The sequence below is a fragment of the Trujillonella endophytica genome, from assembly GCF_900110555.1.
GTDB classification, from domain to species: Bacteria; Actinomycetota; Actinomycetes; order Mycobacteriales; family Geodermatophilaceae; genus Trujillonella; species Trujillonella endophytica.
Genome location: NZ_FOEE01000018.1, coordinates 36814 through 56104 on the forward strand (window position 1 = coordinate 36814; position 19291 = coordinate 56104).

Genomic DNA, 19291 nt, shown 5'->3' on the forward strand with positions numbered 1-19291 from the left:
TCATCTTCCCCCGCTGCCGGCGCCCGCCTCCGCGCCGGTCCGGCGGCCGGCGGCGTCCGCGGCCAGCTCCACCGCCGCGTCGCGCACGTCGCCGATGAGGAGCTCGAGCACGTCCTCCAGGGCCACGACGCCGACCGCGTCCGCGAGCGGCCCGACGACCCCCAGGTGGGCTCCCTGCGTGCGCATCTCGGCGAGGACGTCGGGGAGCCCGCTCCCGGGGGCCAGCGGCACCAGCGGGACGACGGACTCCTCCGGCATCGGGCGGTCCCGGGCCTCGCCCTGCGCCCCGAGCGCGTCCTTGATGTGCACGAAGCCGGCCAGCGCGCCGTCGTCGCCGCGCACCGGGTAGCGGCTGAACCCGTGCTCGGCGACGACGGCCTCCAGCTGCCGCGGCGTCGTCGTCCGGGGGACGGTGACCACCGACGCCATCGGCATGAGCACGTCCTCGACCGCGTGCTGCTCGAAGGTGAGCGCCCCGGTGGCCAGGTCGCCGACCTCGCGGCCGAGCCGGCCCTCCTTGCGGGACTGGGTGATCATCGACCGGATCTCGGCCTCGTCGAAGCTGGCGGCGACCTCGTCGGTCGGCGTCACCCCGAACAGCCGCACGAAGCCGTTCGCCGTCGTGTTGAAGAACCAGATGACCGGGGACAGCAGCCGGGCGAACGTGGCCAGCGCCGGGCCGAGCGCCAGGGCGGCGCGATCCGGCCCGGCGATGGTGATGTTCTTGGGCACCATCTCGCCCAGCACCATGTGCAGGACCGTCACCAGCGACAGGGCGATCACCAGCGCGACCGGGTGCAGCAGCGCCTCCGGGACGCCGACCGCCGCCATCGGCTTCTCGATCAGGTGGGCGACGGCGGGCTCGCCCACGGCGCCCAGACCCAGCGAGCACAGCGTGATGCCCAGCTGCGCGCCGGCCATCATCTTCGACACGTTGCGCAGGGCCGCGAGGGTCTTGACCGCCCGGGCGGACCCGGCCTCCGCGCGGGGCTCGATCTGGTCCGCGCGGACCGAGACCAGCGCGAACTCGGCGGCCACGAAGAACGCGTTGCCCAGCAGCAGCGCGACGAGGACCAGCAGGCTGACGGCGTCGCTCATGCCGCCACCTCCTCGCCGGCCGGCTCCGGCAGCCGTTCGGCACGCACCCGGGCCACCCGCCGTCCGTCCAGGGTCTCCACGGTCAGGCAGGCGCCGGGCACGGTCACCTGGTCGCCGACGGCCGGCAGGCGCTGCAACCGCTCGGTGAGGAAGCCGGCCAGGGTCTCGTAGCGGCCCTCGGGGACGGCGATGCCGGTGCGGTCGGAGACCTCGTCGGGCCGCAGTAGGCCCGACAGCAGCCAGGAATCCTCGTCGACGCGGCGCGTCGTGCGCAGCGGCCGGTCGGTCTCGTCGGTGATCTCGCCGACCAGTTCCTCCACGATGTCCTCCAGCGTGACCAGGCCGTGCGTGGCGCCCCACTCGTCGACCACCAGGGCGACCTGCAGGCCCTGCTCGCGCAGGAGGTCCAGCAGGCGTTCCAGCTGCAGGGACGACGGCACGGCCAGCAGCGGGACGGCGAGTTCCCCGGCGGTCCGCCGGTCCCGCTCGGCCTCGGGGACGGCGACGGCGTGCTTGACGTGCACGATGCCGGTGACCTCGTCCAGGTCGGCGCCGTAGACGGGGAAGCGGGAGTTGCCCGACTCCGTGGCCGCGCGGACGACGTCGGCGGCGGTCGCGCCCGAGCCCACGGTCCACAGCCGGGTGCGGGGCGTCATGACGTCGGTGGCGTACTTATCCCGGAGCCCGAGCGACCGGGTGAGCAGCCGGGCGGCGACGGGAGAGAGGTCACCCTCCGCGGCCGAGCGGCGGGCGACGGCCATCAGCTCCTCCGCGCCGCGGGCGGAGTCCAGCTCCTCCTTGGGCTCGAAGCCCAGCCGCCGCACGATCGCGTTGGACAGCCGCTGGAGGCCGTTGACGACCCAGGCCGTCGAGGCGGTGAACGCGCGCATGCCGGGGGCGACGGCGGCCGCCACCCGCAGCGGGTTGGCGATGGCCAGGTTCTTCGGCCCGAGCTCGCCGAGCCACATCTGCAGGGCGGTCGCGAGCGCGATGGCGACGCCGTAGGCCACCCCGGTCACGGCTGCGGCGGGGACCCCCACCGCCTCCAGCGGGCCGTGCAGCAGCTGGCCGAGGGCCGGCTCGGCCAGGTAGCCGACGACGAGCGTGGTGATCGTGATGCCGAGCTGGGCCGCAGACAGCTGGGTGGACAGCCCGCGCAGCGCCGTCACCACGCCCCGGGCGCCGCGGTCCCCGGCCTCGGCGGCCTCCTCGGCACGACCGCGGTCGACGGTGGTGAGGGAGAACTCGGCGGCGACGAAGAAGCCGGTCGCCACGGTCAGCAGCACGGCGGCGAGGAGGAGCAACCACTCGGTCATCGGGCCCTCCGGTGCCCGACCGGAGGCACTGCCAACCGGATCCGGGGACGAAACGACTCAGGGGCCGCCGGATGGCGGCCCCTGAACTGGTCGGGGTGACAGGATTTGAACCTGCGGCCTCGTCGTCCCGAACGACGCGCGCTACCAAGCTGCGCCACACCCCGAGGCTTGCGGGCCCCACTCTACCTGTCCGGCCCCCTGGCCCCTGCGGCGGGCTCAGGCCGGGCGGGCGGTGAGCGTCAGGAGGGTCGCCTCGGGCGGGCAGGCGAAGCGGACCGGCGCGTAGGGGCTGGTGCCGAGGCCGGCGGATACGTGCAGCCAGGTGCCGTGGGGCCGCTCGGGCGACGGCTCCGCCCACCGGGACACCCAGCGCACCCGCTCCCGGTCCAGGCCGCAGTTGGTCACCAGCGCGCCGTAACCGGGCACCCGCAGCTGGCCGCCGTGGGTGTGGCCGGACAGCAGCAGGTCGTAGCCGTCGGCGGCGAACCGCTCGAGCACCCGCGGCTCGGGGGCGTGCACCAGGCCGATGCGCAGGTCCGCGGTGGGGTCGGCCGGGCCGGCCACGGCGTCGTAGCGGTCCCGCTTGAGGTGCGGGTCGTCCACCCCGGCGAGCACGATCCGCCGGCCGTCGACGGTGATCTCGCCCCGCGCGTTGGTCAGGTCCAGCCAGCCGCGGCCGGTGAAGGCGTCGCGCATCTCCCGCCAGGGGAGGGGGTCCCCGTGCACCCGCTTGTGCTTTTTCTTGAAGTACTTCAGCGGGTTCTTGGGCTTGGGGGCGTAGTAGTCGTTCGACGACGTCACGAACGCGCCGGGGACGTCGAGCAGCCCGTCCAGCGCGCGCAGGGTCGGCGGGACGGCGTCGGACCCGGCCAGGTTGTCGCCGGTGTCGATGACCAGGTGCGGGCGGAGGCCCGCGAGCCCGGCCAGCCACTCCTGCTTGGACCGCTGACCGGCGGTCATGTGGACGTCGGAGACGTGCAGCAGCCGCAGCGGCGCCGAGCCGGGCGCCAGCACCGGGACGTCGAAGCGGCGCAGGGTCCAGCGGGTCCGCTCGTAGAGGCCCGCGTAGCCCAGCGTGGCCGCTCCGGCGACGAGCGCCCCGGCGGGGGCGGCGGTGTACCAGCGCATGTCCGACCAGGGTACGGGCCGGGGCGTCGGCCGGCCGTGTCACGCTGGGGGGCGTGCCCCCTGCTCAGGACGAGACCGCCCCCGCCCAGCTGAAGGCCCGGCTCCGCGCCGACCTGACCACCGCGATGAAGGCCCGCGACGAGCTGCGCACGGCCACGCTGCGGATGGTGCTCGCCGCGATCAGCGCCGAGGAGGTCAGCGGGAAGGAGGCGCGCGAGCTCTCCGACGACGAGGTGCAGTCCGTCGTCCGCCGCGAGGCGAAGAAGCGGCGCGAGGCGGCCGAGGCGTTCGCCGGCGCCGGCCGCGGCCCGCAGGCCGACCGCGAGCGGGCCGAGGAGGGCGTCCTGGCCGACTACCTGCCGGCGCAGCTCGACGACGCCGACCTCGCCGCCCTCGTCGCCGACGCGATCACCACGACCGGCGCGGCCGGCATGAAGGACATGGGGCGGGTCATGGGTGCCGCGACCGCCGCCGTCGCCGGCCGGGCCGAGGGCTCGCGGGTCGCCGCGGAGGTCCGCCGCCAGCTCGGCTGAGCCGGGACGGACCGGGGGCTCACCCGCCGGGCGCGGGGGCGGGCGCGGGCGCGGGCTCGCCGGGGGCGAGGGTGCCGGGTTGCTGGCCACCGCCGCCGGGCTGGCCGCCGCCTCCGGGCTGGCCGCCACCGCCGGGCTGGCCGCCGCCCCCGCCACCGGGCTGGCCGCCGGGCGTCGGGGTGGGCGTCGGGGTGGGCGTGGGCGTGGGCTCCGGGGCGGGCTCCACGTACTGCGAGCCGTTGCTCACCTGGATGAGCACCACCTGGTCGACGACGGCACGGCCACCGGCGGCCGGGCTCGTGCCGACCACGGTGCCCTCGGGTCGGTCGCTGTCGACGGCGACGGTCTCGAAGCGGAAGCCGGCCGCGCCCAGCGCCTGCTGGCAGCCGCTCACCGTCGAGCAGCTGGGGACCGGGCGGGTGTTGCCGTTCTGCACCACCGGGTCGGCGGGCGGGAAGGGCACCATCGGCTGCCCGGTGAGGATGGGTGCCATCGCGTCGTGCCAGATCGTGGCGCCCTTGCCACCACCGAAGCCGCCGACGCTGGTGTTCCCCGCGGAGTTGAAGACGATCACGCTCGCCGCGTACTGCGGCGTGTAGCCGACGAAGGACACCGACACGTTGTCGTTGGTCGTGCCCGTCTTGCCGGCGATCTCGTGGCCCGGCACGAAGGCCCGGGAGGCAGTCTGCCCGCTGTGCCCCGGCTCGACGTCCTTGCGCAGCATCTGGTTGAGCGTGGTGGCGACGCCCGGCGGGATGGCCTGGGCGGCGCACGCGTTCTCCCCGACGACCGGTTCGCCGTCCTCGTCGGTGAGCGGCTCCCCGTTGCGGTCGAGCACCTGCACGATCGGCGTCGGGTCGCACCGGGTCCCGTTGGCCGCCAGCGTGGAGTAGGCCGAGGCGAGGTCGAGCGGGCTGACGGCGTCGGTGCCGAAGGTGAACGACCCGCGGTTCTCCTCGATGATCTGGTCGGCGGGGTACTGGTTGGGCGCATCGAAGTGCATGCCCATCCGCTCCGCCATCCGCACGGGCCCCTCGATGCTGCCGAGGGCGTCCTCGAGGGCGAGGAAGTAGGTGTTGGAGGACATGTAGAGCGCCCGCTCCATGTCCAGCGTGCCCGGGTAGCCGCTCCCGGCGTTGCCGATGTCGTACGGGGCCGAGCCGTCCCGGTACACGCGCGAGACGTACCGGCTCCCCGTCGTGATCGTGTAGTACTGCGAGAAGCCCCGCTCGAGGGCGGCTGCCGCCGTGAACACCTTGAACGTGGACCCGGTGCCGCGGCTGGGGACGACGTTGAGGTTCACCGACTCGCACTCGGGGCCGTCGCAGCCGAAGCGGCGGTTGTTGGCCATCGCCAGCACGTGTCCCGTGCCCGGCTCGATCGCGGTGTAGACGCCGATCAGCGGGTCCCCGAGGGGAAGGGTGTTGAGCACCGCCTGGTCGCCGGCGGCCTGCATGTCCGGCCGCAGCGTCGTCTGGATGGTGAGCCCGCCGCTGCGGATCTGCTGGTTGGTGAGCCCGAGGGTGTCGGTCAGGTAGGCGAGCACGTAGTCGCAGAAGAAGCCGCCGATCGCCGCGTCGATGCAGTTGTTCGGCGGCGCCTGCCCGGGCACGACGGCGACGGGCGTCCCGACGATCGCGTCGTACTCCTCCTGCGTGATGCTCTCCTGGTCGAGCATGCGGCCGAGCACCTGGTCGCGCCGGACCTGCGCGTTCTCCGGGTTGTTGATCGGGTCGTCGTTCGTCGGGCTCTGCACCAGCCCGGCCAGCATCGCGGCCTCGGGCAGGGTGAGGTCGACGGCGTTCTTGCTGAAGTAGGTCTGGGCGGCGGCCTGGACGCCGTAGGCGCCGTTGCCGAAGTACACGATGTTCAGGTAGCGCGTGAGGATCTCGTCCTTGGAGTAGGTCTCCTCCAGGGCCAGCGCCAGGCGGGCCTCGCGCAGCTTGCGGGACACGCCCGCGGTGCCGTCCTGCTCCTGGGCGGCGGCGATCTCCTCGGCGCTGTCGGCCGTCTCGATCAGCGTCTGCTTGACCAGCTGCTGGGTGAGGGTCGAGCCCCCCTCCTCGACCTCGCCGGCGGCCAGGTTCTTCACCAGCGCGCGGAGCGTGCCCTGCACGTCCAGGCCGTTGTGCTCGTAGAACCGCGAGTCCTCGACGTCGACCAGCGCCTGCTTCATCACGTCGGAGATCTGGTCGTGCGTGACCACGGTGCGGTTGTGGTCGTAGAACATCGTGATCAGCGAGCCGTCGGCGGCCAGCACCCGGCTGTTGCCCGCCGGCGTGGCGTCGGTCAGCTCGACCGGGAGCGCGTCGAGCAGGGACGCGGAGTTGCGCGCCACGAGCCCGGTGCCGCCGATGAACGGCAGGAGCATCCCCGCGAGCAGGGCACCGGCCAGCACGATGGCGCCCGCGAGCTTCGCCAGGACGACGGAGCGTTGAGGGGCAACTGGAGTCGACATCGCCGACGAATGTACGGTGTCGCGCCCGCGCGACGCCGGGATCAGGCGCGGCGCGCGGGCAGCACCCGGGTGCGCGGCACGCCCGTCGGCGTGTCGCCGTCGGGGCCGGTCAGCTCGTCGGCCATGACCCGCAACCCGTCGAGGTCGTGCACGTCGCCGGCGGCGGCCGGGACGGCGCGCACCGGGACCTCGGGGTGGGCGCTGGTGAACCGGTCGGCCAGCCGCTGCTCGCGGGCCGCCAGCGTCATCCGCTCGGCGTGCACCCGCAGCGCGCCGGCGGCCAGCGCCGCGCCGTCCCCGCCGGCCTCGGCGATCTCCTCGGCCGCGGCCTCCGCCCGCGTCGCGCTGAGCGCCGTGCTCGCCGGCGGGTGGGTGCGGTTGAGCACCAGCCCGGCCAGGGGCATGCCCTCGGCCGACAGCCGGTCGACGAAGTAGGAGGCCTCGCGGAGGGCGTCGGGCTCGGGGGTGGCGACGACGACGAAGTAGGTGCCCGGCCGGCGCAGCAGCTCGTAGGTGGCGGTGGCCCGCTCCCGGAACCCGCCGAACATCGTGTCCAGCGCGGAGACGAACGCGGAGATGTCGCGCAGCAGCTGCCCGCCGAGGATCTTGCTGATGATCCGGCTGAACACCATGAACCCCGCGCCGACCAGCCGGATGCCCGCCCGGCCGCCGGCCCGCGCCGGCGCGGTCAGCAGCCGGATCATCGTGCCGTCGAGGAACCGGCCCATCCGGTTGGGTGCGTCGAGGAAGTCCAGCGCCGACCGGGACGGCGGCGTGTCGACGACGATGAGGTCCCAGCGGTCGGTGGCGCGCAGCTGGCCGAGCTTCTCCATCGCCATGTACTCCTGCGTGCCCGCGAAGGAGGACGACAGCGACTGGTAGAAGGGGTTGGCGAGGATCTGCTCGGCCCGCTCGGGCGTCGAGTGCGCGGCGACGACGTCGTCGAACGTCCGCTTCATGTCCAGCATCATCGCGTGCAGCTCGCCGTCGACCCCCGGGACGTCGACCTGCCGCGGCTCGTTGTCCAGCTCCTCCAGCCCCAGCGACTGCGCCAGCCGCCGGGCCGGGTCGATGGTCAGGACGACGACCGTGCGCCCGGCCTCGGCCGCGGCCAGGGCCAGCGCCGCCGACGTCGTCGTCTTGCCGACGCCACCGGCGCCGCAGCACACCAGGATCCGGGTCTCGGGGTCGGCGATGAGGGCGGCCAGGTCCATGGGCAGGGCCGGGCGTGGCTGCCCGCTCACGCCGCCTCCTCGCTCGCCAGGTGCTCCTCGAGCCGCTCGGCCAGCTCGTACAGGCAGGACAGGTCGATCGGCCCGGTCAGCAGGGGCAGCTCCACCGTCGGCCGGCCGAGGGCGGTGACCTGGCTGCGCAGCGCGTCCTGGGCGGCCCACCGCTGGGCGTGCTCGACGGCCTCGGAGGCGAGCGCGTCGGCGAGCGCCGCGCCGTCGGGGAGGTGGGCGGCGGCCAGGGCCGGCGCGAGGTCGGCGCCGGTGAGCCGGCCCGCCGCGGCCGCTTCCAGGCTCGCCTCGGGCAGCACCGGCTCGGTGGCCATGTTCACGATGACCGAGCCGACCGGCAGGCCGGCGGCGGTGAGGTCGGCGATCGCGTCGGCGGTCTCCTGGACGGGCATGTCCTCCAGCAGCGTCACCAGGTGCACCGCGGTCTGCGGCGACTTCAGCACCGCCATGACGCCGTCGCTCTGCGTCTTGATCGGGCCGGACCGGGCCAGGCCGGCCATCTCGCCGGTGACGCCGAGGAACCGGGTGATCCGGCCGGTGGGCGGGGCGTCGACCACGACGGCGTCGTACACGCGGCGGCCGTCCTTGCGGCGGGTGACGGCCTCCTTGATCTTCCCGGTGAGCAGCACGTCCCGCAGGCCCGGCGCAATCGTGGTGGCGAAGTCGATGGCGCCCATCTTGCGCAGCGCCCGGCCCGCGCGCTTGAGGTTGTAGAACATCTCGAGGTACTCGAGCAGGGCCTCCTCGACGTCGATCGCGAGCGCCTTGACCTCGCCGCCGCCGCGGGCCACCGCCACCCGGCGCTCCTCGTAGGGCAGCGGCGGGGTGTCGAACAACTGGGCGATCCCCTGCCGGCCCTCTGTCTCGACGAGGAGCACGTGCCGGCCGTCGGCGGCCAGGGAGAGGGCCAGGGCGGCGGCCACGGTCGTCTTGCCGGTCCCGCCCTTGCCCGACACCACGTGGCAGCGCACGGGGAAGGGATCGGTCGTCACCGGACAGAGCCTAGGAGCAGCGCGCGGTCCCGGCCCGTGCGGGCGGTCGGCGGGGTCACCGCCTGCGCTAGCGTCGCGCCCATGAGCGAAGCGGCCCGCCAGCGGTGGGAGTACGCCACCATCCCCCTGCTGATCCACAACACCAAGGCGATCCTCGACTCGTGGGGGGTCGACGGCTGGGAGCTCGTCACCGTGCTCCCCGGTCCCGGCGGCGCCGACCAGCTCGTCGCCTACCTCAAGCGGCCCGCGAGCTGAGCGCGCCATGACCACCCCCCGGACGCAGAGCTGGACGGCCCGGCTGGCCGAGCTGGGCATCCGCCTCCCGGTCGTCGCCGCACCGGTCGCGGCGTACGTGCCGGCGGTCCGCAGCGGTCAGCTGGTCTTCACGTCCGGCCAGCTGCCCTTCGTCGACGGCGGGCTGCGGCGCACCGGCAAGGTGGGCGGCTCCGTCGACGTGGAGGACGCCGCGCACGACGCCAAGGTCTGCGCCCTCAACGCGCTGGCCGCCATCGACGAGCTCGTCGGCCTGGACTCGGTCGCCCGCGTGATCCGGGTGGTCGGCTACGTCGCCAGCGCGGAGGGCTTCACCGGCCAGCCGCGGGTCGTCAACGGCGCCAGCGAGCTGCTGGGCAAGGTGTTCGGCGAGGCCGGCCGGCACGCCCGCAGCGCCGTCGGCGTCGCCGAGCTGCCCCTGGGGGCGCCGGTCGAGGTCGAGCTCACCGTCGAACTGCGATGACGACGGACGCCTCCCGGTGAGGGAGCCGGCCCCGCTGCGGCAGGCGGCCACCGTGCTGCTGGTCCGCGACGGGACCGCCGGCCTCGAGGTCTACCTCCTCCGCCGCACCCGGGGCATGCCGTTCGCCGGGGGGATGACCGCCTATCCCGGCGGCGGGGTCGACCCGCGCGACGCGGACGTCGACGTGGCCTGGGCCGGCCCCTCCCCGGCGGACTGGGGCAGCGCCCTCGGCTGCGACGAGCGGCTGGCGCGGGAGCTCGTCTGCGCCGCGGTGCGGGAGACCTTCGAGGAGGCCGGCGTCCTGCTGGCAGGGCCGGCCGGCGGGGACGCCGTCGTCCCGGACGTGACCGGGGCGGACTGGGAGGAGCAGCGGCAGGCGCTGCTGCGCCGGGACCTCTCGCTCGCCGAGCTGCTCGCCGCGCGCGGCCTCGTGCTGCGGTCGGACCTGCTGCGCCCTTTCGCCCACTGGATCGCCCCGCCGCGCGAGCCCCGGCGCTACGACACCAAGTTCTTCGTCGCCGCCGTGCCCGAGGGGCAGGAGGCGCGCAACATCTCCGGCGAGGCCGACGAGGCGACGTGGCTGGCGCCGTCCACCGCCCTGCACGAGATGGCGGTCGGGCAGCGGCCGATGCTGCCGCCCACGATCCACACCCTCGGCCAGCTGGAGCCCTACTCCGACGTCGCCGCGGTGCTCGCCGGCGCCCCGCCCGAGCCGCTGCACGCGATCACGCCGCGGTTCGAGACCACCCCCGACGGGACCTGGGCCGTGCTCCCCGACGGCACCCGACTCCGCCTGGTCGTGCCGCTTCCCTCGTGATCCTCCGGATCACACCGCGATCAGGTGTCGTCCCCGAGCGGCGCCGAGCCCCACCCGGCCACCCGGCGACTGTGCCGGCGGATTCCCGACAGTGCCGGCGGGATCGCGTCGGCACCGTCGGCAGAACACCCGCAGACTGCGAGAGGCCGGCCACCCCAGCGGGTGCCCGGCCTCTCGCGACGTCAGGGAGTCGTCAGCGTGCGCGGCGGCGCAGGCGCTCCTCGTCGAGGACGACCACGGACTTGCCCTGCAGCTGGATCCAGCCGCGGTGCACGAAGTCGGCCAGCGCCTTGTTCACGGTCTCGCGGGAGGCGCCGACCAGCTGGGCCAGCTCCTCCTGCGTGAGGTCGTGCTTGACGCGCAGGCCGTCGGACTCCCGGCTGCCGAAGCGGTCGGCCATCTGCAGCAGCGCCTTGGCCACGCGGCCGGGGACGTCGGTGAAGATCAGGTCGGCGACGGAGTCGTTGGTGCGGCGCAGGCGACGGGCCAGCACCTGCAGCAGCTTCTCGCCGATCTCCGGGTGGCTCTCGATCCACGGGCGGAGCACCGACTGCGGCATCCGGGCCAGCTTCACGTCGGTGACCGCGGTCGCCGTCGCCGTGCGCGGCCCGGGGTCGAAGACGGACAGCTCGCCGAACTGGTCGGAGGGACCCATGACGGCGAGCACGTTCTCCCGGCCGTCGGGCGAGCGCCGCGACAACTTGATCTTGCCCGTGAGGACGATGTACAGGCTGTCTCCGGGCTCGCCCTCGTTGAAGACGACCCGGCCACGCGGCAGGGTGATCGTCTCCAGCCGGCTGGCGACCGGCGTCACGGCCTCCTCCGACAGCCCCTGGAAGAGCCCGGACTGGGCCAGCACCTCGTCCACTACGCGTCCTCTCGACCGATCCCTCGGCACCACGGTGTTCCGCATCGGCGACGGCCCGGGAGCGGGCAGCGGTCGTCGATCTCGGGACGAGTCTAGAGGGGCTGTGCGCACGGTCACCCGATCGGTGGGAGCCGGGGCACCCCCGACGGGTGAGTCAGGCCCCGTCCCGAGGCTCACCCGAGCTTGCGAGGGATGAGGAGGACGGGGTCCTTCTCTAGACGAGCGGTGGAGTGGCGCGCTTCACTCGACGGCGGCTGCGCCAGCGGCCCATCGCCCGGCCGACGCCCGAGTTCGTCAGGGTGTCCACCTCGCCGAGCGTCGCGGTGTCGACGAACTCGGCGACCTCCCGCCGGCTGGTCGGACGGCGCAGCGGCTCCTCCACGCGCTCCATCACCAGCAGGAAGGCGATCAGCAGCGGGGGGAACAGGATCACGACCAGGGCGACCACCGGTTACCTCCTCCTCCGGTCTGCGGGGGTCCCGGCGCAGATCGCCCGCAGCCCCCGGGTCACCCCCCGTACCGGCGTCCATGCCCGGGGTGGTGCCGTCGGCGATGCTCTCACGTCGGAGCCGTCGGTACCGCCGCCTACCCTCGGTTCCGTGTCCTCGCCGGCCTACGCGCGCCCCGTCCCGCCCCGCTCCGCGCCGGCTCGCCGCGCCGCCGGCCGGGGCGGGGAGCCCTTCGACCCCGACGAGACGCAGCTGGCCCGCACCCGCCGGGCCCGGCGCATGGCCCGCGAGCTCGCGGTCATCCACCCCGACGCCCACTGCGAGCTCGACTTCACCAACGCCTTCGAGCTCCTGGTGGCCACCGTGCTGTCCGCGCAGACCACCGACAAGACGGTGAACAAGGTCACCCCGAGCCTGTTCGCCCGGTACCCCGACGCCGTCGCGCTGGCCGGCGCCGACCGGGCCGAGCTCGAGGAGATCCTCAAGCCGACCGGCTTCTTCCGGGCCAAGGCGAACTCCGCCCTGGGGCTCGCCCGTGCGCTGGTCGAGCGGTTCGACGGCGAGGTGCCCGGCCGGATGGCCGACCTGGTCACCCTCCCGGGCGTGGGCCGCAAGACGGCGAACGTCGTCCTCGGCAACGCGTTCGGCGTGCCGGGGCTGACCGTCGACACCCACTTCGGCCGGCTCGTGCGCCGCTTCGGCTGGACGGCGGAGGAGGACCCGGTGAAGGTCGAGGCCGAGATCGCCGAGCTGGTCCCCAAGCGCGAGTGGACCATGTTCAGCCACCGGGTGATCTTCCACGGCCGGCGCGTCTGCCACGCCAAGAAGGCTGCGTGCGGCGCCTGCGGGCTGGCCCGCTGGTGCCCCTCCTACGGGATCGGCCCGACCGACCCGGAGGTCGCGACCGCGCTGGTGAAGACCCCGGTCGCCTCGGACACCGAATGAGGTCGGCGCGGGTGCGGGGGAGCCTCGCCGCCGCCGGGCTGGCGCTCGCCGTCCTGACCGGGTGCACGGCGGACGACGACGGCGGCCCTGCCGGCGACCCCTCGGCATCCGGCGGGGGCCCGTCGGTGCTCGGGGCCTGCGCGGAGTGGCCCGACCGGGCGGCGTCCGGCGCCGAGACGATGCCCGGCCTGGAGTTCGACTGCCCGGGTGGCGGCACCCTCGACCTGGGGCGCGCGCCCGGCGTGCCGACCGTGGTCAACCTGTGGGCCAGCTGGTGCGGTCCGTGCCGCGCCGAGCTCCCGCTCATGCAGGAGCTCGCCGAGCGGGCCGGGGACCGCGTGCAGGTCGTGGGGGTCGTCAGCAAGGACGGCGTCCCGCAGTCGGAGTCCTTCGCCGAGGAGGCCGGCGCCACCTTCCCCGCGGCCTTCGACGGCGACGGCGAGCTCATGGCCGAGCTCGGGCTGGCCGCCCTGCCCTTCACCTACTTCCTGGACGCCGAGGGCGGGATCGCGTTCGTGCAGGTCGGGGAGGTCGACTCCGTCGACGAGCTGACCGCGCTGGTCGCCGAGCACCTCGGGGTGCAGCTGTGACCGCGGGCGCGCTGTCGCCGGGCGACGGTGATCTGCCGGAGTTCCTACGGCGGCTGATGGCCGGGGCCGAGCACCTGCCGCTGCGGCACCGCATGCAGCAGCGCACGTCGACGGCCCGCCGCTCCGCCGTCCTCATCCTGTTCGCCGAGGGCCCGCACGGGCCCGACGTGCTGCTCATCGAGAAGTCCGCCCACCTGCGTACCCACGCCGGCCAGCCGGCCTTCCCCGGCGGCGGCGCGGATCCGGGCGAGGACTACCCGGTGGGCACGGCCCTGCGGGAGGCGCAGGAGGAGGCGGGGGTCGACCCGGCCGGCGTCCGGGTGCTCGGCACGCTGCCGGAGCTGTTCCTCGGGCCCTCGGACAACCTCGTGGTGCCGGTCGTGGCGTGGTGGGACGAGCCGTCGGAGGTGCTGGTCGGCGATCCGCAGGAGGTGGCCCGCGTCGCGCGGGTGCCGCTGGCCGAGCTCGTCGACCCGGCCAACCGCTACCGGCTCAAGCACCCGGTGGGGTTCCTGGGCCCGGCCTTCGCCGTCGCCGGCATGGAGGTGTGGGGCTTCACCGCGGGAGTGCTCGAGGCCGTCCTCGAGGCGGCCGGGCTGGCGCGACCCTGGGACGCCACCGACGTCCGGCCGATCGACCCGGACAAGATCCGGCCCGGGCGGGTGCCCGGCTCGGTCGACGAGGGCGGCACCGAGGACAGCGCCGCGCCGACGGTCGCCGATCCGGGCGGTCCGGCGCCGCGGCGCGTACGGTTCCCGGGCGATGAGCGGTAGACCGACCTCCGTGCCCTCCACCAGCCGGCGGCTCGCGGCGGGTCCGCGCCGGAGCGCCGCCGCCCTGGTGGCCGGGGTGCTGCTCCTGGCCGGCTGCGGCGGGGACGACGGCGGCGGCGGTGGTGCCGCCCCCTCGGCGGACCCCTCGCTCGGGACGGTGACCGTGGCGGCCGACGGCGTCCAGGAGGTCACGATCGAGACCCCCGACGACTACGTCTTCCTGCCCGACGAGTTCACGGTGGCGCCCGGCCCGGTGCGGCTGACGGTGCGCAACACCGCCGAGCAGATGGTGCACAACTTCCGGTTCACGCCGGACACGGGCCCGGCGGAGATCGCCGCGGAGATCCCGCTGCTGCAGCCGGGGGAGAGCGACACCATCGAGTTCGAGGTGCAGGCGGAGGGCGACTACCCCTTCGACTGCAGCTTCCACCTGCAGCTGGGGCAGGTCGGCACCATGACGGTCGCGGCGGCCTGAGCCCGTGTCCCTCGTCGACGTCGTCGTCATCGTCCTGGCGCTGGCGTTCGCGCTGTCGGGGTTCCGGCAGGGGCTGCTGGTCTCCGCGGCGTCGTTCCTGGGCTTCTTCGGCGGCGCGGTCGTCGGGGCGCAGCTGTCCGGGGCGGTGGCGGACAGCGTCGACGCCTCCCCGGTGACACGGGTCTTCGCCGCGCTCGTCGTCGTCCTGGCCGGGGCGCTGCTCGGGCAGCTGCTGGCCGGCGCGATCGGCCGGGCGGTGCGCAGCCGGGTCACCTGGGAGCCGGCCAAGGTGGTCGACTCCGTGGCCGGCGCGGCCCTCTCGGCGGTGGCGGTGCTGCTGGTGGCCTGGATGGTCGCCACGCCGCTGGCCACCGCGCCGTTCCCCGAGGTGGCCAGCCAGGTGCGGCAGTCGGCGCTGGTGCGCGCCGTGGACGCCAGCGTCCCCGAGGGCGTCCGCGCGGTCTACGACCAGCTGCGGGAGGCCATCGAGCGGCGCGGTCTGCCCGACGTCCTCGACCCGCTGACGCCGACCGACGTCCGCGACGTCCCGGCGCCGGACGCGACGCTGGCCGACAGCCCCGTCGTCGCGAGCGTGCGGGGCTCGGTGGTGCAGATCCGCGGCGTCGCGTCCTCGTGCTCCCGGCAGATCGACGGGTCCGGGTTCGTGTTCGCGCCGCAGCGGGTGATGACCAACGCGCACGTGCTGGCCGGCGTCTCCGACCCCGTGGTCACCGCCGAGGGCGAGGAGTACGAGGCGACGCCGGTGTTCGTGGACCCGGAGGTCGACGTCGCCGTCCTCGCGGTCCCCGGGCTGCCGACGGTTCCGCTGAACTTCGCCCCGGAGCCGGTCGACCACGGCGCCGACGCGATCATCATGGGCTACCCGGGCGGTGGGGGGCTGTTCGTCGGGCCGGCCCGGGTCCGCGACCGCGGCGAGATCAGCGGCCCCGACTTCCGCGACCAGCAGACCGTGACCCGCGACGTCTACGCCCTGTACGGCGAGGTGCGCGCGGGCAACTCCGGCGGGCCGCTGTTCGACCGCACCGGCCAGGTGCTCGGCGTGGTGTTCGCCTCCGCCATCACCGACCCGCTCACCGGCTACGCGCTCACCGTGCAGCAGGTGTCGGAGGCCGCGGACGTCGGGCGGACGGCGACCGCGGCGGTCGACACCGGCCCCTGCGAGTAGCGACCCCCACGCCCCTGCGACCGGGCCGCTCGGTCATCGCGCGGAGGAGATGATCGCCTCGGTCACGGCGTCGGGAGCCTCCTCCTGGGGGAAGTGGCCGACCCCGGGCAGCGTGCGCACCTCGTACGCGCCGGCGACGTAGCGGCCCGAGCCGGCCGCGGTCGTGGGCAGCACGCAGGTGTCGGCCTCCCCGTGCAGCTGCAGCGTCGGGGCGGTGATCGGGGCCGACATGCGCCGGGCGAAGCGGAGGCCGTCGGGGCGCAGCTGCGACCGGCCGGCCCAGCGCAGGTACTCCATCGACCCGTAGGCGGCCTGCGGGATGCGGGCCGCGGCGCGGTACCGGTCGACCGCCTCGGCGAAGTCCGGCGTGTGCGTCCACGCGGGCCCCGACCAGCGGCGGAGCAGGTCGGCGACGGGGTCGTCGTCGTCCCGGGTGAGCCGGCGCTCGGGCAGCCGCGGGAGCTGCGCGCCCAGGAAGTAGCGGAACGCCCGCCGCTGCGCCGGGTCGGCCATCCCCGCGCGCAGCCGCCGCGGATGGGCCATCGACAGGACGACGAGCCGGCGGACGCTGCGCGGGTGCAGGGCGGCCATCGTCCAGGCCACGAGCGCGCCCCAGTCGTGGCCGACCAGGATCGCCTCGCGCTCGCCGAGGGCGCGGATCAGCGCGGCGACGTCGTCCGCCGCGGTGGGCAGGTCGTAGCCGCGGGGAGGCTTGTCGCTGGCGCCGTAGCCGCGCAGGTCCGGGGCGACGGCGTGGAACCCGGCCGCCGCGAGGGCGGGGAGCTGGGCCCGCCAGGTCCACCAGAACTGCGGAAAGCCGTGCAGCAGCACCACCAGCGGACCCTCGCCGGCCTCGGCGACGTGCAACTGGACGCCGTTGGCCGACAGGTCGCGGTGCGACCACGGGCCCGGCAGCAGGACGCTGGTGGCGTCCGGCGGCTCCTCGGCGGGAGAGGTCACCGGGGCAGGCGTCAGACCAGGTAGGTGTCGGGGTCGCGGCGCGAGACCTGCCCGCCGGGGGCGATGGTCGGCAGGTCGCGGCGGCGCTGGCCGGGCGCCTCGCGGTGCATCACGTCCGGCAGCTCCTTGAGCGACTCGATCGTCCGCTCCGGCTTCTCGATCTTCTTCATGAAGCGCCGGCCCAGCAGGGCGGCGATCGCCGCGACGACCAGTAGGAGCACCCACACGATCAGGTAGGAGATCCAGCGCGCGAGGCCCAGCCAGGTGAGGAACTCCGCGATCGCGATGAAGAGGAAGAAGAACGAGAACCCCGCGACGACGCCCGCGGCGCCGAACGCCCCCGCGCCGATGCCGGCCTTCTTCGCCGACGTGCCGACCTCGGCCTTGGCGAGCTCGACCTCGCTGCGGATGAGCGTGGAGACGTCGGCCATCGCGCTCTGCACGAGGGTGCCGATCGAGGGCTCCTCGGCGCCGGTGGGCCGCGCCCCGGACGGGGTCGTCGATGCGCTGTGGGCCACGAGTGGCTCCTCCTCGGTCGGGCGGCGGCACGCTGGCCACCGCGGTCTCTCCCCGGTGATCGTGCCGGATGTCCGCGCAGCTCGCGCTCGGTGTCCCCCGGTCGAGGTCTCGGCCCCCGGCCTACGGTCGAGGCATAGGAGGCTTTCCCCTCGTCTGGGGCGCTCAAGACGTGGGGATAGCCTCCTATGCCTCGGTGGCCGAGGCGGCTTCAGTCCTCCGAGGCCGCCGTCGGCAGGTTCTCCTTGATCAGGTTCATCACCGAGGAGTCGGTGAGCGTCGTGACGTCCCCGAGCTCGCGGTTCTCGGCGACGTCGCGCAGCAGGCGGCGCATGATCTTGCCCGACCGGGTCTTCGGCAGCTCCTGGACGACCATGATCTGCCGCGGCTTGGCGATCGGGCCGATGTCGTGACCCACGTGCGTGCGCAGCGCCTGCACCAGCTCGTCGCCGGAGTCCGTGCCGCTCTCCCGCAGGATGACGAAGGCGACGATGCCCTGCCCGGTGGTCGGGTCGGACGCGCCGACCACGGCGGCCTCGGCGACCGCGGGGTGGCCGACCAGCGACGACTCGACCTCCGTGGTGGAGATGCGGTGCCCGGAGACGTTCATGACGTCGTCCACCCGGCCGAGCAGCCAGATGTCGCCGTCGGCGTCCTTCTTCGCGCCGTCGCCGGCGAAGTAGACCTGCGGCCCGAAGCGCGACCAGTAGGTGTCGACGTAGCGGTCGTCGTCGCCCCAGATGGTGCGCAGCATCGACGGCCACGGGGCGGTGAGGACCAGCAGGCCGGTGGAGTCGTCGCCGAGCTCCTTGCCCTCGTCGTCGACGACCTTGGCGCTGATGCCGGGGAACGGCGTCTGCGCCGAGCCCGGCTTGAGGTGGGTGACCCCGGGCAGCGGCGTGATCATGTGCGCGCCGGTCTCGGTCTGCCACCAGGTGTCGACGATCGGGCAGCGGCCCCCGCCGATGTGCTCGTGGTACCAGAGCCACGCCTCGGGGTTGATCGGCTCGCCGACCGACCCGAGGACCCGCAGCGAGGAGAGGTCGAAGCCGGCGGGGATGTCCTCGCCCCACCTCATGAACGTCCGGATGACCGTGGGCGCGGTGTAGAGGATCGTCACGCCGTACTTCTGGATCAGCTCGAACCAGCGGCCGCGGTGCGGGGTCTCCGGAGTGCCCTCGTACATCACGCTCGTGGCCCGGTTGGCCAGCGGCCCGTAGACGATGTAGCTGTGGCCGGTCACCCAGCCGACGTCGGCCGCCGTCCAGTACACGTCGGTGTCGGGCTTGAGGTCGAACGTCGCCCAGTGCGTGTAGGCCACCTGCGCCAGGTAGCCGCCGGAGGTGTGCAGGATGCCCTTCGGCTTCGCCGTCGTCCCGGACGTGTACATGATGTAGAGCGGGTGCTCGGCGTCGAAGGACTCGGCCGTGTGCCGGTCGGGCTGCCGGTCGACGACGTCGTGCCACCACAGGTCGCGGCCCTCGGTCCACTCGACGTCGGACTCGGTCCGCCGCACGACCAGCACGTTGCGCACGCCGGGGCTGCGGCGCACGGCGTCGTCGACGGCGGGCTTGAGCGCGCTGGGCGCTCCGCGGCGGTAGCCGCCGTCGGCGGTGATCACCAGGACGGCGCCGGAGTCGTCGAGCCGGCTGGCCAGGGCGTCGGCGGAGAAGCCGCCGAACACGACCATGTGGACGGCGCCGATGCGGGCGCAGGCCAGCATCGCGATGACGGTCTCGGGGATCATCGGCATGTAGATGGCGACGCGGTCGCCGGCGGCCACGCCGAGCTCGGTCAGGGCGTTGGCGGCCTTGCAGACCTCGCGGGTGAGCTCGGCGTAGGTGATCGTGCGGGTGTCGCCGGGCTCGCCCTCCCAGTGGTAGGCGACCTGGTCTCCGTGGCCGGCTTCGACGTGCCGGTCCAGGCAGTTGTAGGCGACGTTGAGCGTCCCGCCGACGAACCACTTCGCGAAGGGCGGGTTGCTCCAGTCGAGCACCTCGTCCCACTCCCGGGTCCACGTGAGCCGGCGGGCCTGGGTCGCCCAGAACGCCAGCCGGTCGCGCTCGGCCTCGGCGTACACGTCCGGCCCCACGTTGGCCTGCGCGGCCAGCTGCTCGGGCACCGGGAAGCGGCGGCCCTCCACCTCGGTCGACTCCGACATCGGTTCCTCCTTCTCCCGGCCCACGTGCTCCGGACCACACCGTATGGCC

At 74.4% G+C, this 19291-nt stretch carries 20 protein-coding genes and 1 tRNA gene; 9 read left to right on the forward strand and 12 right to left on the reverse strand.

Annotation, left to right across the window (positions count from 1 at the left end; genetic code table 11):
- The 4 genes from BMY88_RS20900 to BMY88_RS20915 form a co-directional block, all read right to left on the reverse strand.
- On the reverse strand, positions 1-1098 hold the full coding sequence (locus BMY88_RS20900; protein ID WP_091948449.1) for a hemolysin family protein: 1098 nt from the start codon (positions 1096-1098) through the stop codon (positions 1-3).
- Positions 1095-2414, reverse strand: a complete 1320-nt coding sequence (locus BMY88_RS20905; RefSeq protein ID WP_091948452.1) for a hemolysin family protein — start codon at positions 2412-2414, stop codon at positions 1095-1097. The genes BMY88_RS20900 and BMY88_RS20905 overlap by 4 nt, the downstream gene beginning before the upstream one ends.
- An 87-nt stretch (positions 2415-2501) precedes the next feature.
- Positions 2502-2578: transfer RNA gene (locus BMY88_RS20910), tRNA-Pro, on the reverse strand.
- Between the two features lie 52 nt (positions 2579-2630).
- Positions 2631-3542 carry a metallophosphoesterase gene (locus tag BMY88_RS20915; RefSeq protein WP_091948455.1) on the reverse strand — a complete coding sequence of 304 codons (912 nt, stop codon included), beginning with the start codon at positions 3540-3542 and terminating at the stop codon, positions 2631-2633.
- Positions 3543-3595: 53 nt separating this feature from the next.
- Here BMY88_RS20915 and BMY88_RS20920 point away from each other — a divergent pair, with 53 nt between their 5' ends.
- Positions 3596-4075, forward strand: a complete 480-nt coding sequence (locus BMY88_RS20920) for a GatB/YqeY domain-containing protein (RefSeq protein ID WP_244524827.1) — start codon at positions 3596-3598, stop codon at positions 4073-4075.
- A 19-nt stretch (positions 4076-4094) separates the two neighbouring features.
- Here BMY88_RS20920 and BMY88_RS20925 read toward each other — a convergent pair whose 3' ends face one another.
- Genes BMY88_RS20925 through bagA form a run of 3 tightly spaced genes read right to left on the reverse strand, consistent with a single transcriptional unit; the run spans position 4095 to position 8766 of the window.
- Positions 4095-6533, reverse strand: a complete 2439-nt coding sequence (locus BMY88_RS20925; RefSeq protein WP_091948457.1) for a penicillin-binding protein — start codon at positions 6531-6533, stop codon at positions 4095-4097.
- 41 nt (positions 6534-6574) lie between these two features.
- Entirely contained in the window at positions 6575-7777 is a 1203-nt protein-coding gene (bagB, locus tag BMY88_RS20930) for an ATPase BagB (RefSeq protein WP_244524828.1), read from the reverse strand.
- Positions 7774-8766 carry an ATPase BagA gene (gene bagA, locus BMY88_RS20935; protein WP_211435763.1) on the reverse strand — a complete coding sequence of 331 codons (993 nt, stop codon included), beginning with the start codon at positions 8764-8766 and terminating at the stop codon, positions 7774-7776. Before bagA ends, bagB begins: the two co-directional genes overlap by 4 nt.
- 81 nt (positions 8767-8847) lie before the next feature.
- Here bagA and sp36 point away from each other — a divergent pair, with 81 nt between their 5' ends.
- Genes sp36 through BMY88_RS20950 form a run of 3 tightly spaced genes read left to right on the forward strand, consistent with a single transcriptional unit; the run spans position 8848 to position 10319 of the window.
- Positions 8848-9021: a Sp36 family protein gene (gene sp36 / locus BMY88_RS23980; RefSeq protein ID WP_091948604.1), complete on the forward strand. Its 174-nt coding sequence runs from the start codon at positions 8848-8850 to the stop codon at positions 9019-9021.
- Positions 9022-9028: 7 nt separating this feature from the next.
- Positions 9029-9502 carry a RidA family protein gene (locus BMY88_RS20945; protein WP_091948462.1) on the forward strand — a complete coding sequence of 158 codons (474 nt, stop codon included), beginning with the start codon at positions 9029-9031 and terminating at the stop codon, positions 9500-9502.
- Between the two features lie 16 nt (positions 9503-9518).
- Complete coding sequence (locus BMY88_RS20950) at positions 9519-10319, forward strand: NUDIX hydrolase (protein ID WP_091948465.1); 801 nt, start codon at positions 9519-9521, stop codon at positions 10317-10319.
- Between the two features lie 193 nt (positions 10320-10512).
- On the opposite strand, the gene BMY88_RS20955 is transcribed toward BMY88_RS20950, so the two are convergent.
- On the reverse strand, positions 10513-11187 hold the full coding sequence (locus BMY88_RS20955) for a Crp/Fnr family transcriptional regulator (protein WP_091948468.1): 675 nt from the start codon (positions 11185-11187) through the stop codon (positions 10513-10515).
- Between the two features lie 214 nt (positions 11188-11401).
- Positions 11402-11635: a hypothetical protein gene (locus BMY88_RS20960; protein WP_091948471.1), complete on the reverse strand. Its 234-nt coding sequence runs from the start codon at positions 11633-11635 to the stop codon at positions 11402-11404.
- 151 nt (positions 11636-11786) lie between these two features.
- Between BMY88_RS20960 and nth the strand changes: the two genes are divergently transcribed.
- Genes nth through BMY88_RS20985 form a run of 5 tightly spaced genes read left to right on the forward strand, consistent with a single transcriptional unit; the run spans position 11787 to position 15605 of the window.
- Positions 11787-12581, forward strand: coding sequence for an endonuclease III (gene nth, locus BMY88_RS20965; RefSeq protein WP_091948474.1), 795 nt, complete (start codon positions 11787-11789; stop codon positions 12579-12581).
- Positions 12582-12592: 11 nt separating this feature from the next.
- On the forward strand, positions 12593-13171 hold the full coding sequence (locus BMY88_RS20970) for a TlpA family protein disulfide reductase (protein WP_244524829.1): 579 nt from the start codon (positions 12593-12595) through the stop codon (positions 13169-13171).
- Positions 13168-13944 (forward strand): NUDIX hydrolase, encoded by a 777-nt coding sequence (locus BMY88_RS20975; RefSeq protein ID WP_244524830.1) that lies wholly within the window; start codon positions 13168-13170, stop codon positions 13942-13944. Before BMY88_RS20970 ends, BMY88_RS20975 begins: the two co-directional genes overlap by 4 nt.
- Entirely contained in the window at positions 13934-14419 is a 486-nt protein-coding gene (locus tag BMY88_RS20980; RefSeq protein ID WP_091948481.1) for a plastocyanin/azurin family copper-binding protein, read from the forward strand. The genes BMY88_RS20975 and BMY88_RS20980 overlap by 11 nt, the downstream gene beginning before the upstream one ends.
- A gap of 4 nt (positions 14420-14423) precedes the next feature.
- Positions 14424-15605 (forward strand): MarP family serine protease, encoded by a 1182-nt coding sequence (locus BMY88_RS20985; protein WP_091948484.1) that lies wholly within the window; start codon positions 14424-14426, stop codon positions 15603-15605.
- 33 nt (positions 15606-15638) lie between these two features.
- Here the strand turns inward: BMY88_RS20985 and BMY88_RS20990 are convergent, their stop codons facing one another.
- From BMY88_RS20990 to acs, 3 genes are all read right to left on the reverse strand, one after another.
- A complete protein-coding gene (locus BMY88_RS20990) occupies positions 15639-16565 on the reverse strand; it encodes an alpha/beta fold hydrolase (RefSeq protein ID WP_091948486.1) in 927 nt (308 codons plus the stop codon).
- 11 nt (positions 16566-16576) lie between these two features.
- Positions 16577-17083, reverse strand: a complete 507-nt coding sequence (locus tag BMY88_RS20995) for a phage holin family protein (protein WP_091948489.1) — start codon at positions 17081-17083, stop codon at positions 16577-16579.
- Positions 17084-17292: 209 nt separating this feature from the next.
- Positions 17293-19242, reverse strand: a complete 1950-nt coding sequence (gene acs, locus BMY88_RS21000; protein ID WP_091948611.1) for an acetate--CoA ligase — start codon at positions 19240-19242, stop codon at positions 17293-17295.
- Positions 19243-19291: the final 49 nt, after the last annotated feature.

Coding starts and splice junctions, on each gene's coding strand:
- BMY88_RS20900 (WP_091948449.1), bottom strand. CDS start 1,098: ATGAGCGACGCCGTCAGCCTGCTGGTCCTCGTCGCGCTGCTGCTGGGC.
- BMY88_RS20905 (WP_091948452.1), bottom strand. CDS start 2,414: ATGACCGAGTGGTTGCTCCTCCTCGCCGCCGTGCTGCTGACCGTGGCG.
- BMY88_RS20915 (WP_091948455.1), bottom strand. CDS start 3,542: ATGCGCTGGTACACCGCCGCCCCCGCCGGGGCGCTCGTCGCCGGAGCG.
- BMY88_RS20925 (WP_091948457.1), bottom strand. CDS start 6,533: ATGTCGACTCCAGTTGCCCCTCAACGCTCCGTCGTCCTGGCGAAGCTC.
- sp36 (WP_091948604.1), top strand. CDS start 8,848: ATGAGCGAAGCGGCCCGCCAGCGGTGGGAGTACGCCACCATCCCCCTG.
- BMY88_RS20945 (WP_091948462.1), top strand. CDS start 9,029: ATGACCACCCCCCGGACGCAGAGCTGGACGGCCCGGCTGGCCGAGCTG.
- BMY88_RS20980 (WP_091948481.1), top strand. CDS start 13,934: ATGAGCGGTAGACCGACCTCCGTGCCCTCCACCAGCCGGCGGCTCGCG.
- acs (WP_091948611.1), bottom strand. CDS start 19,242: ATGTCGGAGTCGACCGAGGTGGAGGGCCGCCGCTTCCCGGTGCCCGAG.